This is a genomic window from Vibrio sp. 10N.222.55.B11 (genome assembly GCF_041473705.1).
GTDB classification, from domain to species: domain Bacteria; phylum Pseudomonadota; class Gammaproteobacteria; order Enterobacterales; family Vibrionaceae; genus Vibrio; species Vibrio crassostreae_C.
Genome location: NZ_JBFRST010000095.1, coordinates 1 through 13794, shown reverse-complemented (window position 1 = coordinate 13794; position 13794 = coordinate 1). Strand labels below are relative to the sequence as shown.

Sequence of the window (13794 nt, the reverse complement as noted above, 5' to 3'; positions counted from 1 at the left end):
AAATTTGATCTTTTCATAGTCAACACTCTGGAGTAGACACATGTCTCACGAAGATGAATATCTATCAGTAGCGGAATTAATTGAATTTCAAAAGGAAGAGACTCGCGACATCATTACAGCATTAATTGAAGATGGTAGCGATCCTGAAGCTCTATACGATATCGAGCATCACCTATTTGCTGAAGATTTCGATGTGCTTGAGAAAGCGGTTGTTGAAGCATTCAAAATGGGCTTTGAAGTGCTTGAAGCTGAAGAGACAGAAGACGAAGATGGCAATAAGCTACTTTGTTGTGATGCAACGATGCAATGTACTCTGAATGCAGAAGCGATTGATGAGCAAGTTGAGAAGCTTGTAAACCTTGCAGAGAAGTTTGACATTATCTACGACGGTTGGGGCACTTACTACGAAGGTGAAGATGCTATCTACCCAGACGAAGATGATGAAGGCGAAGAGTAATTCTTTCCCAATTTTAAAAAATGCCAGCCTCGAGCTGGCATTTTTTTACCCTCAGAAAAATAAATGTCTTTATATGCATTCATTCATTATAATGCGGTCAAAATTGATCTAGCTCAAGGAATGATATGCGGTTGCTTCTCGATGGTCTTTGGCAAATTTCGCCACTGACGGATCTCTCTATCCCACAAGATGACATCACCTTTCCGGCTCCGTTAAGCTCAAAGCTCCCTGATAGCTTGAGTGAAAGTCAAATTGCAGAGCAAGAGTGGCACCTGATGCACGACATCGAAGTGGATGACGCTATGTTAGCGTGTCCATTTGTTGAGTTAGTGATGGCTGGAGTCGATTATTTTGCTGAAGTTCGACTTAATGGTGTGGCTGTTTTTGATTGTGATGGTAGCCAAGCTGAATACCGTAAAGATATCCGTCCTTATATGCAGTCCGGCCGAAACCGTTTCGAGATCCTTTTCCTTGAAGAAGAGGAGAGCCTATTGCTTGAAGAAGACATGGATGACTCTGTATCTTCACAGGCTATCGCTAAATCTGATTCACGCATCGGGATTTGGCAAGCGCCATACCTGCAGTTCGTTCGAAACGTCAAGCTAGAGCAAGTTGTCACAGAGCAGATCTGGCACCACGGTGGTGGCTGTGAGTTTAAAGTGGATGTTATCTATCAAACGCTAAAGGCGGGGTTAGTATCGGCATCCATCAAGTTTAATGGTATGACTCTCGTGATGCCGATTGATGTACGCGCTGAACATACTGGCGTCGTGTTCCAGGTCGAAGCTCCTATCATTTTTGATATTGAGAATCCTAACCCCAAGTATCTATACCCATTAGAAGTGGTACTTGATGGGCAAGAAGAGAGTTCTTTTGTTGCCTTGAACCCAACTTCTTGCGTCAGTAACTTTCTACGTTAACTCCGTATATTTTAGCGTTATCTTCTTTCGCTATAGCGGCGCATTCTGCTTATAACGACTTGGCCATGACAACCTCACAAGCGTCGTGGCCTGTTTCTCCCCAAGCTGACTCAAGATGCTCAAACCCAAGCTTCTCATAGAGTTTGACCGCAGCACCCAAGCACTTCGTCGTTTCTAAATACATGTGTTGATACCCAAGTTGCTTGGCTTGCTTTAAGCTCAAAGCGACAATTCGCTTGGCTAGGCCATGCCCTCGAGTTTGCGGTAAGAAGTACATCTTTTGTAGCTCACACACATTGGGCTTACCTGCTAGTAGAGGGGCAAAGCCACCGCCTCCGACGATCTTTCCGTTGTGTTCGATAACCCAGTACATTGCATTCGCTTGGCTATAGACAGAGTACATATCATCGAGTGTTGGGTCGGCTACGCCATAACCTTTATCTTCTGTGAGTCCATGCTCAGCCGAAACTTGGCGAATGATTTGTGCTAATTGTTGGTTGTCTGACTCTGTGAGTGGACGTAATACAAACTCATCCGCTTGGCATACTTTCGTTAGCCCTTTTAAGTAGCTCTCAAGCCCTTGCTTAAGTAGTTGTTGTTCGTTGTCATCGAGTGTCGAGAGTACTTTTTCAAAGAAGATGCTTTGCTGTTGGTCGAGTTGAGATAACGCATCAACACCTTGAGCGGTTAGGGTGACTAATTGGCTACGCTTGTCTGTTGGGTTCTCTAGGCTCTCAACTAAACCAAGCTTGATCAGACCCGTGACAGTGCGGCTAGCATTGGATTTATCTACGTTGAGTTGCTGTGCCAATTGGTTGATGGTGATTGGCTGCAACTGGATTTCACCAAGAGTATGAGCCTGGACTGGAGTGAGGTCGACATCACCACACTGTTTATCAAGCATGCCAAGTAAACGAACCGTTTGACGAGAATAGTCTCTTAACTGTTGAGAATTCATAACTACCTACCTTTGAATTAAGAAATAAAGTTGCGTATCGCAATTAATTTAATTGCGGTGCGCAACTTTGTCAATAGTAAGCTGAATTTTGTTATTCGATGTAGGTTACTTCAATCGCTCAGTGAGCTTTAGATTAAGCGTGTTGGTGTAAGCAAAACGGAGCTTGTGCTGTTTGGCTTTCAGCTTTTCGTAACCAGACTTTCTCGTGGAAGTAGTAAGCAACGGTATTTAAAGTTGGCTCTAGCAAAGCCATCACGCCGCCTATGAAAGCATCTCCAGTCAACAAGTAGACAACGGTAAAAGCAACACTAAAGTGGATGGTAGCAAAGCTTGCTGTTTTTAATTTGGTCATCCATTGGCGAGCTTTAAGAGCTGGAACTTGAGCCCACGCCTTTTCATGAAAATAGAAGGCAACAGTATTCACAGAGGGCTCAATCATAGCGATTAAGCTACCAATTAAGATGTCGCCTGTTAGTACATAAGCGACACTAAATGCGATAGTAAAATGTAATGCAGCAAAGGTTAGTGTCTTTTTCATGATAATTACTCAGTCGTTGTGTTGTTTTGATAGGTCTATTATTGAGAATTATTATCATTAAGTATAATGGGAAGTAGAGATTAATTTGATAGATGAAACCTATCAATCAGTGCGGCTAGAGTGAGAAGCATTGGAATATTGGAATCAGGGACATAAAAAAAGGCTGGTCACCAAGACCAACCTTTCTATTTAGACCGAGAAGTTTGAAGCCTTCTCGTTCACTCGGTTTTAAAGCGCAGCGATTGTCGCTTTTTGCTCTTCAAGCTTAACAAGAGTTTCCTTGTAGCCTTCAAGCTTTTCACGCTCTTTCGCGATAACTGCTTCTGGTGCTTTAGCAACGAAACCTTCGTTACCTAGCTTACCTTCGATACGTTTAATCTCGCTGTGAGTCTTAGCGACTTCTTTATCTAGACGAGCAAGCTCTGCATCTTTGTCGATAAGACCCGCCATTGGGATCATCAACTCAGATTTGCCAACCAGTTTAGTTGCACAAGCAGGAGTCTCTTCACCATCAGCTAGAACTTTAATATCGTCTAGCTTAGCTAGAGAAGTAAGAACGATCTTGTTCGCTTCGATACGAGCGGCATCTTTCTCATCAGCAACCTTGATCATTACTTCTAAGCCTTGGCTTGGTGCAATGTCGTATTCCGCACGTAGGTTACGGATAGCAGTGATGAAAGTCTTAACCCATTCGATGTCGTCAACGATCTCAGCATTGAAGTTAGCTTCATTAAACTGAGGAAGCGCTTGAGTCATGATTGTCTCGCCTTCAACGCCGTCTACTAGCGGCTTAACGCTCTGCCAGATAGATTCAGTGATGTAAGGAAGAACAGGGTGAGCAAGACGCAGAGTCTTCTCAAGAACCGTGATAAGCGTGTAACGAGTCGCTTGTTGTTGAGCTTCAGTACCTTTCCAAAGAACAGGTTTAGTTAGCTCTAAGTACCAGTCACAGAATTGGTTCCAGATGAATTCGTAAAGCGTGTTTGCTGCCATGTCTAGACGGTAGTTGTCTAGGTGAGCATTAAACTCTTTCACTGCAACTTCAAACTGAGACTCAATCCACTTATCGGCTAGAGAGAATTCCATGTTTGCACGGTCTTCTACAGACAGTGACATGCCACAGTCGTGCTCTTCTGTGTTCATCAGTACGTAACGGCTTGCGTTCCATAGCTTGTTACAGAAGTTACGGTAACCTTCAAGACGCTTCATGTCCCAGTTGATGTCACGGCCAGTTGAAGCCATAGCAGCAAGAGTGAAACGCAGTGCGTCAGTACCGTAGGGTTCGATACCGTTTTCGAATGTTTTACGTGTGTTCTTTTCGATCTTAGCAGCCAGTTTAGGTTGCATCATGTTGCCACAACGCTTCTCTACTAGCTCTTCAAGGCCGATGCCGTCAATCATGTCGATTGGGTCAAGTACGTTACCTTTCGACTTAGACATCTTATCGCCGTTTTCATCACGGATAAGACCTGTCATGTAAACAGTTTTGAAAGGTACTTGAGCCTTGCCATCTTCGTCTTTCACGAAGTGCATGGTCATCATGATCATACGAGCAACCCAGAAGAAGATAATATCAAAACCAGATACTAGTACTTCAGATGGGTGGAATGTTTTCAGTGCTTCAGTATCTTCAGGCCAGCCTTGTGTGCCGAACGTCCAAAGTGCAGAAGAGAACCAAGTATCCAGTACGTCGTCGTCTTGCTTAAGCACAACAACAGGCGCTAGGTTGTTCTTTTCACGAACTTCTTCTTCAGTGCGACCTACGTAAACTTTACCATCGTTGTCGTACCATGCTGGGATACGGTGGCCCCACCAAAGTTGACGAGAGATACACCAGTCTTGCACGTCACGCATCCACGCGAAGTACATGTTTTCGTACTGCTTAGGTACGAATTGGATTTGACCATCTTCAACCGCTTTAACTGCAGGTTCTGCAAGAGGTGCTGTGCGCACGTACCATTGGTCAGTCAGCATTGGTTCGATAACCACGCCACCACGGTCGCCGTAAGGGACAGTCAGGTCGTGATCTTTGATCTCTTCAAGAAGACCAAGCTCATCGAATTCAGCAACGATAGCTTTACGTGCAGCAAAACGCTCCATACCTTGGTACTTAGCAGGGATACCTGTTGAGTAAACATCGCTTTCTTCGCCGTTAGTCGTGAAGACTTCAGCAGCATCACGGATATCAGCATTGAACGTTAGGATGTTGATCATCGGTAGGTTGTTGCGCTTACCCACTTCGTAATCGTTAAAGTCATGAGCTGGAGTGATCTTCACACAACCCGTGCCTTTTTCCATGTCTGCGTGCTCATCGCCTACGATAGGGATAAGACGGTTTACAACAGGAAGTAGGATTTCTTTGCCGATAAGATCTTTGTAACGAGGATCTTCTGGGTTAACAGCAACACCAGTATCGCCAAGCATGGTTTCAGGACGAGTAGTCGCAACAACGATGTAGTCTTTACCATCTGCCGTTTTAACACCGTTCGCTAGCGGGTAGCGGAAGTGCCACATGAAACCTTTTTTGTCTTTGTTTTCAACTTCAAGATCCGAGATTGCAGTGTGCAGTTTAGGATCCCAGTTTACTAGACGTTTACCACGGTAGATTAGGTCTTCTTCGTATAGACGAACAAACACTTCTTGAGTCGCAGCCGATAGGCCGTCATCCATAGTGAATCGTTCACGATCCCAATCTACAGATGCACCAAGACGACGAAGTTGTTGAGTGATCGTGCCACCTGATTCGCCTTTCCATTCCCAGATCTTGTCGATGAAAGCTTCACGCCCGTAGTCGTGTTTTGTTTTGCCTTCTTCAGCAGCAATCTTACGCTCAACAACCATTTGAGTTGCGATACCAGCGTGGTCAGTACCCACTTGCCAAAGCGTGTTTTTGCCTTTCATACGTTGAGCACGGATAAGCGTATCCATGATCGTATCTTGGAACGCGTGACCCATGTGTAGGCTGCCAGTGACGTTCGGTGGCGGGATCATGATGCTGTAAGCTTCTTTTGATGTGTCACCGTGTGGCTTAAAGTAGCCTTTCTCTTCCCAAGTCTTATACAGAGCTTGTTCGATTGATGTTGGGTTGTATGTCTTTTCCATAGTGCTCTTAAACGGATACTGTGAATGGTTAATCGTGGTCAAACTTCATAAGTGAAGCTTCTTGAATCTAAATCCAAAGATAGCTTTAACTATGAGGTTTGACTATGGATGTTGAATCTCGATAGTTTGTAGCTGATATCCAGCCTGACGGTAAATTTTATACCTTTCTCGAGCGAGTTGCTTAGCTTTTTCTTCGCAAGGGACGAAGTCTATCACCTGAGCAAAGGCGTTCGCAAAGGTTGTATGATTATCGGCCAGATTAATTACGAGCTGACGATTCCAATTATGTTTTACGCCTTGATAGCCAATTTCGATGTTGGTTGAATACTTCGGGCCTTCGCCAACCAAGTTGTGCGCAATAAACTCACTGGGCTCGACTTGCCAGAAAACTTCAGCAATACGCTCGGCATGCTCTTTGTCATTACAGTTGAGGTAAAGTTTAGCGCCTTGTTTCGCAAAGTGCTGAGCAAGAAACAGCACATAGTGAGCAAAACCATCTTCGCTGGCTTGCGGGCTGTCTGAAGGCACAATGTAAAATGTAGCAGTCTGCATACTTAATACTCGAACTGAAAATCGTGGATATCAATGTTACTTGGTTAACAGGGTCTAACAAATAGCGCTTATTAAAAAAGGGCCCGTAGGCCCTTTTTATTATTTTGAAGATTGCTCTTCAGTCTCTTGGCCGCTGCGGTTCAATAAGAATTGGACTAGCATTGAGACAGGACGACCTGTCGAGCCTTTCGCTGCGCCTGACTTCCAAGCAGTACCAGCACTGTCGATGTGTGCCCAGTGGTACTTCTTAGTGAATTTAGACAGGAAGCAACCAGCAGTAATTGTGCCGCCAGGACGGCCACCGATGTTCGCCATATCAGCGAATGGGCTGTTTAGCTGCTCATGGTACTCGTCTGCCATAGGTAGACGCCATGCACGGTCACTTGCTTGCTCAGAAGCATTAACAAGTTCGTGAGAAAGTGGGTTGTGGTTCGATAGAACACCACTGATGTGGTGACCTAGAGCGATAACACATGCGCCAGTTAGCGTAGCAACATCGACAACACAGTCAGGTTCAAAACGCTCAACGTAAGTTAGAGCATCACATAGAACCAAGCGACCTTCAGCATCAGTGTTGAGTACTTCAACCGTTTGGCCTGACATTGTCGTTAGGATATCACCTGGACGGTAAGCATTGCTGCCCGGCATGTTTTCACAACCGGCTAGGATACCAACCACGTTAATAGGCAGGTTCAGCTTAGCCAGTGCTTTCATTGTACCGAATACAGACGCCGCACCACACATGTCGTACTTCATCTCATCCATGCCTTCACCAGGCTTAAGTGAGATACCGCCTGAATCGAAAGTCAGACCTTTACCTACTAATACAATCGGCTTCGCATCTGGATCCGGAGCGCCTTTGTATTCCATGATAGACATCATCGATTCATTTTTAGAGCCACGGCCAACTGCTAGGTATGATGTCATACCCAGTTTTTCCATCTCTTCTTCGCCAATGATCTTAGTCTTCACTGTCTCGTAATCGTCGGCTAAACGACGAGCTTGAGAAGCAAGGTAAGCAGGGTTTGCGATGTTTGGTGGCATGTTGCCTAGATCTTTAGACGCTTTTACACCTGAAGCAATAGCAAGGCCGTGAGAGATTGCTTTCTCACCCAGGCTCAATTCGCGACGTGTTGGTACATTGAATACCAATTTACGTAGTGGGCGACGAGTCTCTGGCTTGTTGCTCTTGAATTGGTCAAATGTGTAAAGACCATCTTTAGTCGCTTCTACCGCTTGGCGAACTTTCCAATAAGTGTCGCGACCTTTAACGTGAAGTTCTGTAAGGAAACATACAGCTTCCATAGAACCTGTTTCGTTTAGTGTACTGATGGTTTTTTGGATAATTTCTTTGTATTGACGCTCGCCTAGCTCACGTTCTTTACCACAGCCTACCAGTAGAACACGTTCTGAAAGTACACCAGGTACTTGATGCAGTAGTAGCATCTGGCCAGGTTTACCCTCTAGATCACCGCGACGAAGCAGTGAACTAATGTAGCCATCGCTAATCTTATCTAATTGCTCGGCTACTGGAGAAAGGCGGCGCGGTTCGAATACACCGACAACGATACATGCGCTGCGCTGTTTCTCTGGGCTGCCACTTTTTACACTGAACTCCATGCGTACTCCTACATCCTGAAGACAAATCGAACTAAATGTTAGATAATGGGTTCTTACTTGTTGGATCCTATAATGGAACTAACCTTAAAGAAGAACGCTAACACTTAGCTAAAAATTTAAAAAAATAAAAGGTTCAACGGGAAATTATAGTGATTCAATCAAAAAAACAAGTTTTGTATAGGTAATTTGAGCGTGATTATTGTTAGATATTTGATCCGCGAGACAATCAAGAGCCAATTTGCGATCTTTTTTGTTCTCTTTCTCGTGTTTCTCAGCCAAAAATTCATCAGTGTTTTAGCGGATGCCTCTGATGGTGATATCCCTGCGAGTCTTATATTGTCGATTGTTGGCTTAAATATGCCAGCGATGGGCCTATTGATGCTTCCACTCAGTATCTATATTGGTATTTTGCTTACTTTTGGCCGCCTTTACGCTGAAAGTGAAATAGTGGTCATGAACGCCACCGGTATCGGTAATAAATTCCTGATCCAATCTGCGCTTTACCTCGCTTTAATTACGGCATCTGTTGCAGCCTTTAACTCATTTTGGTTATCTCCTTGGTCACAAGACAAAGTTGAACAAATGTATGAAGAAGTAGCTGCAGAGAACAGCGTTGATTTGCTACCAAAAGGTAAGTTTGAAGGTACGCCGGATGGCTCTTCTGTCGTGTTTATTGATGATATCGACGGTAATAAGTTAGAAAACGTGTTCGTAGCTCAAATGCGTCCGCGTGATTCTGTACTGCCAAGTGTGATGTTCTCGAAGTCAGGTGATGTAAAAGAGCTCAGTGATGGTCGCCAAGTGATCGTAATGTACGATGGTACTCGTCATGAAGGCATTCCGACTCGCCTCGACTACAGGGTGACGCACTTTGAAGAATACGAAGGCCTGATTGGTCAGCGTGAAGTTGAGAAGAAAGGTCGAGACTGGGAAGCGATCCCTACGCTTGAACTGATTGGTAACTCAAATAATAGTGCGAAAGCAGAGTTGCAGTGGCGTATTTCTTTGGTACTTTGTATTCCATTGTTGACCATGCTTGTCGTGCCACTGTCTGCGGTAAACCCTCGACAAGGTCGTTTTGCGAAAATCGGCCCAGCAATACTGATTTATCTCACCTATTTCTTAGCAATCAGTGCAACCAAGTCTTCAATCGAAGAGGGGAGCATTCCTGCGGTAATCGGCATGTGGCCAATCAATGCGTTATTGTTATTTGTCGCGATTGGTGCCAACTTTATGGATAGCGTGCCAGTAAGGCGTTTGAAAGAAAAATTCAAGAATAAGAGGTTGGCTTAAGCCGTGTTTAAGATTCTCGATTTATATATAGGCAGAACCATCATCGCAACGACGTCACTGGTATTGGTGACGTTTGTTGGTCTCTCTGGGATCATCAAATATGTAGAACAGCTAAGAAAAGTTGGCCGTGGTACATACGATCTATTACAAGCGCTGTATTTCGTTTTATTGAGTATCCCTCGTGATATCGAAATGTTCTTTCCAATGGCTGCATTGCTTGGCGCATTGATAGGGCTTGGTATGCTTGCTGCAAGTTCTGAGCTTGTCGTTATGCAGGCAGCTGGTTTCTCTAAGTTAGATATCGGCCTATCAGTACTTAAAACAGCTATTCCACTGATGATCGTGGTGACATTGCTTGGTCAATGGGGAGCACCGCAAGCGCAGAAAATGGCTCGTGATTTAAGAACTATCTCGATTGCTGGTGGTAATATTATTTCGACGCAAAGTGGTGTCTGGGCTCGTGATGCCAATGACTTCATCTTCATTGTCAAAATCGATGACCAGAAGCTATATGGAATGAACATGTGGCGCTTTGATGAAAACAAGGCACTTAAAACCGCTATTTATTCTGACGAAGTTGATTACGTTGGAGACAACGTGTGGACGATGAAGGATGTAGAGATCACGTCTTTTGAAAACGAACTTCAAATTACTAAAGAAAGTTTACCGACTTACTCTTGGGAAACGTCATTAGCTCCAGATAAGTTGGCGATAGTAACGGTTAAACCAGAAGAGCTATCGTTAAGTGGGTTGTATGATTATGTTTCTTATCTGAAGGCGTCAGAGCAAGATGCATCACGCTATGAATTGGCGCTGTGGAGAAAGATAACCCAGCCAATTTCGATCGCGGTTATGATGTTGATGGCACTGTCGTTTATCTTTGGTCCTTTGCGTAGTGTGACCATGGGTGCGAGGATTTTGTCAGGTGTTATTGCTGGCTTTACCTTCTATATATCCAGTGAGTTCTTTGGCCCAGTGAGTTTGGTTTATCAAATACCACCCGCCTTTGGCGCAATAGCCCCGAGCGTGGTGTTCCTTGGAATTGCCATCATGCTCTTGAGGCGGAAACTGTAAATAGTAAAAAGGAAGGCATAACGCCTTCCTTTTTTGATCTTGATTGGAGCTAACTTAAATCACATTATCGTGCTTGTGGTAACACAACGACTTCGGTCTTTGCCCAGATATCGTGAAAGCCACGCTTTTTTGGATCGAATGGAACACATAGGTTTGCCAATCCAAAACCTGAAGTACCTAAACGAATCAGCGCCTGAGTTACTGTGATCGCTGAGCCATCTTTGTTTTGAACGCGCAGCTTCCAAGCTCTCATGCCGAGAGTTTGACCAGCTCTAGTCCAGAAGAACACGAAGAAATATACCCAAACGGCGACTAAGTAAAAGGTATATGCAGGGCTCCAAATCGGATGGTTGGTTAAGAAGTCACTAACATCGGCATAACCGCTGTGGTTAAAAATGCCGAGAGCCATGAGCGCGTGCAGTAGAGCGACAATGACGCCAGCCGCCAACATTTCAATAGCGATTACGATCAGAGCGTCGTAGAACAAGGCACCAAATCGGCGCATGACTCCTGCTGGTGGCAGAGTGTTTGTTGATGTCATGTGTTATTACTTCTTTAAAAATTGAGGCGTCAGAATATAGTTTAAGGCTTAGCCTGAAAAGAGACATGACGCACAGCTTATGACTTAGTGGCGAAATTATCGGCAAACACACATGAATTCAAGTTTTTATACTTGCCACATCAGTTCGCATACGTATAATGCCAAACATCGAAAGGGCAATGCCCCAAGATAATGCCGGTATGGTGAAATTGGTATACACGACGGATTCAAAATCCGTTGCCTTCGGGCGTGGCGGTTCAAGTCCGCCTACCGGTACCATATTTAAATGACAAAGCCTCGACGAAAGTCGGGGCTTTGTTGTATCTGGGATATAGGAAGCGTTGCCTTCGCGGTGGCGGCAGGAATGCCTGTCCAATCAGTCCGCCTACCGGTACCAAACATAGAAAGGTCGCTTTGGGCGTTTGTGAATTTTAAATCCAGCGTGTCGGCTTGGATGCAAGCCCAGTCAAGTCACCTACCGGCACCATATTTAAATGACAAAGCCTAGATGAAAATCGGGGCTTTGTTGTGGGGTATAGGAAGCATTGCCTTCACGGTGGCGGCAAGAATGCCTGTCCAATCAGTCCGCCTATCGGTACCAAACATAGAAAGGTCGCTTTTATAGCGACCTTTCTATGTTTTGGACGTATGTGAATTTGAAATCCGGCGTGTCGTTGCAGTTGCTCTTCAATCAGACAGATCTTGATGTTTCACTCCTAAATCTCATAATTTCCCTTCGCTATTCGATCTGATAATGAATTAATTATCTTAAATCATGATGTTACCTGTCATTCTCTTTTCTATTGTCTATGTTTAAAGGACTAACAGAGGAGATAGATATGCTGACAGTAACCCCTTACTTGTTTTTTGATGGTCGTTGTAATGAAGCGTTGGATTTTTATCACAAGTGCTTTGGTGGTGTGGTTTTATCTAAGCAGCTTTTTAGTGATGCACCACAGGTAATCGAGGGCGCTCAACCTGATTGGGTTATGCATGCTGAGTTCGAAGCGTTTGGTATGAAGCTGATGATGTCTGATGGTGTTAAGGCAAAAGAACTTGAAGGCAACAATCTCGCTCTCTCTCTTGTGACTGAAGATAGCGCGACTCAAGAACAAATCTTTGAAAAGCTCAAGAAGGGAGGGCGGATAATGACTCCACTCGCAGATACTTTTTGGGGGGCTCGATTTGGCAAAGTAGAAGATAAATTCGGTATACGCTGGATGGTGCACTGCGACTCTTTAAGTTGAGCCTGTGAAATTGGATAGTGAAATTGCTGCTTGGTTTTATTAGAATTATAAATAGAGATTAATCATCAATATTATATATAAAAATGGGCAGCATAAAGATTACCGTAGATCGCATTCAGCCCGGTCTGCATATACGACTCCCCGTAAAATGGAATGAACACCCATTTTTATTCAACAGCTTTAAAATCAAAGATGACGCTCAAGTAAAAGTAATTCGACATCTTGGGATTAAGCACGTCTATATAAACCTGAGTCAAAGTGATACCTCACCTTTACCTGTTAATCACGTAGGTGAACAAGAAGTCGATATTGATTCACAGGTAAGCCTTGAAACGGAAAGAATGTGGAAAGATAAGCATGAGCGTATCGAAACCCTTAGCTCTTACCGCCGCAGGGTGAGTCATTGTGAGAGAGAGTTTGAACGTTCGCTTGCTCGAATGCGATCTGTGATGACCAAGATCCGTAACAGACCTTTAGATGCGGTAGGGGAGGTTAAGGCTCTTGTTGATGATATCGTTGAAACTCTAGTGAGCGATGATAACGTCACCTTGCACCTTATGAATGCTAAAGCGGATTTCGAAGATATTTACTTTCATACTCTAAATGTTTCGGTTGTTGCACTGATGATAGGTAAGGCCAAAGGCTATAACACACAGCAATTGAAAGACCTCTCATTCGCAGCGTTGTTTCACGATGTAGGCAAGATCAAAATACCAGTCGCGATACTAAGAAAGCAGAGTGCACTAACGGTGCCAGAAGAGAACTACCTGAAGCTTCATACTAAATACGGTGCGGATATTGTATCGGCAATTGATGACTTTCCTGAAAGTGCTAAAAAGGTGATCGCTCAACATCATGAGATGAATGATGGTTCTGGCTACCCCGAGGGCTTAAAAGAACATGAGATTGATGAATTTGCCAAGATAGTCGCCGTGGCTAATGCATTTGATAACCTTTGCCATGGTAAAACGCAATCTCAACAAATGATCCCGTATTTGGCACTGTCCCACCTATATAAGAGCTGCAAGCATCTATATAGCCAAGATAACTTGGGGCTGTTAGTTAAGTTCATGGGAGTCTATCCACCAGGAACTGTAGTACAGCTTTCAAATGATTCTATTGGGATTGTGATATCCGTTAACGCTAAACATATGCTTTATCCAAATGTACTTATCTATGATCCTAGCGTGCCAAGAACCCAAGCTCCGATCATTGACCTCTTTATTAAAGAGATCAAAATCGTTAATGCCGTTCATCCAAGCAAATTACCTGAACAAGTTCGAGAGTATCTAAACCCTAGGGCTCGTTTATCTTACTTTTTTGATAGTGGAGAGTAGTTATCCACAGGTCGTTGTGGGTAATTTGTTCGAAACTTGGGGTGAAAGTGGTATAAATAAGCCCTTGGTTGAAATGTCTTCGCTTAACCTCTTTTTTTAATAAAAAACGCATTTATTGCTTGCCAATATGAGCGGCATCTCTATAATGCCGCCTC

Annotated in this window: 12 protein-coding genes and 1 tRNA gene; 7 read left to right on the top strand and 6 right to left on the bottom strand. The window is 44.1% G+C overall.

Translation table 11 applies throughout. The features are described from left to right. Window positions 1–40 precede the first annotated feature (40 nt). Both rraB and AB4503_RS24200 read left to right on the top strand, forming a co-directional pair. On the top strand, window positions 41–457 hold the full coding sequence (gene rraB, locus AB4503_RS24205; RefSeq protein WP_017058930.1) for a ribonuclease E inhibitor RraB: 417 nt from the start codon (window positions 41–43) through the stop codon (window positions 455–457). Between the two features lie 125 nt (window positions 458–582). Beyond that, on the top strand, window positions 583–1377 hold the full coding sequence (locus tag AB4503_RS24200) for a glycosyl hydrolase 2 galactose-binding domain-containing protein (protein ID WP_017058931.1): 795 nt from the start codon (window positions 583–585) through the stop codon (window positions 1375–1377). A gap of 49 nt (window positions 1378–1426) precedes the next feature. Here the strand turns inward: AB4503_RS24200 and AB4503_RS24195 are convergent, their stop codons facing one another. The 5 genes from AB4503_RS24195 to pepA form a co-directional block, all read right to left on the bottom strand. Beyond that, window positions 1427–2335 carry a GNAT family N-acetyltransferase gene (locus tag AB4503_RS24195; protein WP_372115833.1) on the bottom strand — a complete coding sequence of 303 codons (909 nt, stop codon included), beginning with the start codon at window positions 2333–2335 and terminating at the stop codon, window positions 1427–1429. Window positions 2336–2468: 133 nt separating this feature from the next. Next, complete coding sequence (locus AB4503_RS24190; RefSeq protein ID WP_017063741.1) at window positions 2469–2873, bottom strand: DUF2061 domain-containing protein; 405 nt, start codon at window positions 2871–2873, stop codon at window positions 2469–2471. A 228-nt stretch (window positions 2874–3101) separates the two neighbouring features. Next, window positions 3102–5975 carry a valine--tRNA ligase gene (locus AB4503_RS24185; RefSeq protein WP_372100564.1) on the bottom strand — a complete coding sequence of 958 codons (2874 nt, stop codon included), beginning with the start codon at window positions 5973–5975 and terminating at the stop codon, window positions 3102–3104. 102 nt (window positions 5976–6077) lie between these two features. Continuing rightward, window positions 6078–6527: a DNA polymerase III subunit chi gene (locus AB4503_RS24180; RefSeq protein WP_017071288.1), complete on the bottom strand. Its 450-nt coding sequence runs from the start codon at window positions 6525–6527 to the stop codon at window positions 6078–6080. A gap of 99 nt (window positions 6528–6626) precedes the next feature. Continuing rightward, window positions 6627–8147 (bottom strand): leucyl aminopeptidase, encoded by a 1521-nt coding sequence (gene pepA, locus AB4503_RS24175; protein WP_017058936.1) that lies wholly within the window; start codon window positions 8145–8147, stop codon window positions 6627–6629. Window positions 8148–8339: 192 nt separating this feature from the next. On the opposite strand from pepA, the gene lptF reads away from it, so the two are divergent. Both lptF and lptG read left to right on the top strand, forming a co-directional pair. After that, window positions 8340–9440, top strand: coding sequence for an LPS export ABC transporter permease LptF (gene lptF / locus AB4503_RS24170; protein ID WP_017058937.1), 1101 nt, complete (start codon window positions 8340–8342; stop codon window positions 9438–9440). A gap of 3 nt (window positions 9441–9443) precedes the next feature. After that, on the top strand, window positions 9444–10514 hold the full coding sequence (gene lptG / locus AB4503_RS24165; RefSeq protein ID WP_017058938.1) for an LPS export ABC transporter permease LptG: 1071 nt from the start codon (window positions 9444–9446) through the stop codon (window positions 10512–10514). Between the two features lie 64 nt (window positions 10515–10578). On the opposite strand, the gene AB4503_RS24160 is transcribed toward lptG, so the two are convergent. Next, entirely contained in the window at window positions 10579–11055 is a 477-nt protein-coding gene (locus AB4503_RS24160; protein ID WP_102427921.1) for an RDD family protein, read from the bottom strand. A gap of 194 nt (window positions 11056–11249) precedes the next feature. On the opposite strand from AB4503_RS24160, the gene AB4503_RS24155 reads away from it, so the two are divergent. From AB4503_RS24155 to AB4503_RS24145, 3 genes are all read left to right on the top strand, one after another. Then, window positions 11250–11334: transfer RNA gene (locus tag AB4503_RS24155), tRNA-Leu, on the top strand. 560 nt (window positions 11335–11894) lie between these two features. Beyond that, entirely contained in the window at window positions 11895–12302 is a 408-nt protein-coding gene (locus AB4503_RS24150) for a VOC family protein (protein ID WP_017058940.1), read from the top strand. A gap of 83 nt (window positions 12303–12385) precedes the next feature. Further along, window positions 12386–13639 carry an HD-GYP domain-containing protein gene (locus tag AB4503_RS24145; RefSeq protein ID WP_017063746.1) on the top strand — a complete coding sequence of 418 codons (1254 nt, stop codon included), beginning with the start codon at window positions 12386–12388 and terminating at the stop codon, window positions 13637–13639. Window positions 13640–13794: the final 155 nt, after the last annotated feature.

What these genes read in the sequence shown, in the direction of transcription:
- AB4503_RS24195 (WP_372115833.1), bottom strand. Translation starts at nt 2,335, where the DNA reads ATGAATTCTCAACAGTTAAGAGACTATTCTCGTCAAACGGTTCGTTTA.
- AB4503_RS24150 (WP_017058940.1), top strand. Translation starts at nt 11,895, where the DNA reads ATGCTGACAGTAACCCCTTACTTGTTTTTTGATGGTCGTTGTAATGAA.
- rraB (WP_017058930.1), top strand. Translation starts at nt 41, where the DNA reads ATGTCTCACGAAGATGAATATCTATCAGTAGCGGAATTAATTGAATTT.
- AB4503_RS24190 (WP_017063741.1), bottom strand. Translation starts at nt 2,873, where the DNA reads ATGAAAAAGACACTAACCTTTGCTGCATTACATTTTACTATCGCATTT.
- AB4503_RS24200 (WP_017058931.1), top strand. Translation starts at nt 583, where the DNA reads ATGCGGTTGCTTCTCGATGGTCTTTGGCAAATTTCGCCACTGACGGAT.
- AB4503_RS24160 (WP_102427921.1), bottom strand. Translation starts at nt 11,055, where the DNA reads ATGACATCAACAAACACTCTGCCACCAGCAGGAGTCATGCGCCGATTT.
- AB4503_RS24145 (WP_017063746.1), top strand. Translation starts at nt 12,386, where the DNA reads ATGGGCAGCATAAAGATTACCGTAGATCGCATTCAGCCCGGTCTGCAT.
- AB4503_RS24180 (WP_017071288.1), bottom strand. Translation starts at nt 6,527, where the DNA reads ATGCAGACTGCTACATTTTACATTGTGCCTTCAGACAGCCCGCAAGCC.
- pepA (WP_017058936.1), bottom strand. Translation starts at nt 8,147, where the DNA reads ATGGAGTTCAGTGTAAAAAGTGGCAGCCCAGAGAAACAGCGCAGCGCA.
- AB4503_RS24185 (WP_372100564.1), bottom strand. Translation starts at nt 5,975, where the DNA reads ATGGAAAAGACATACAACCCAACATCAATCGAACAAGCTCTGTATAAG.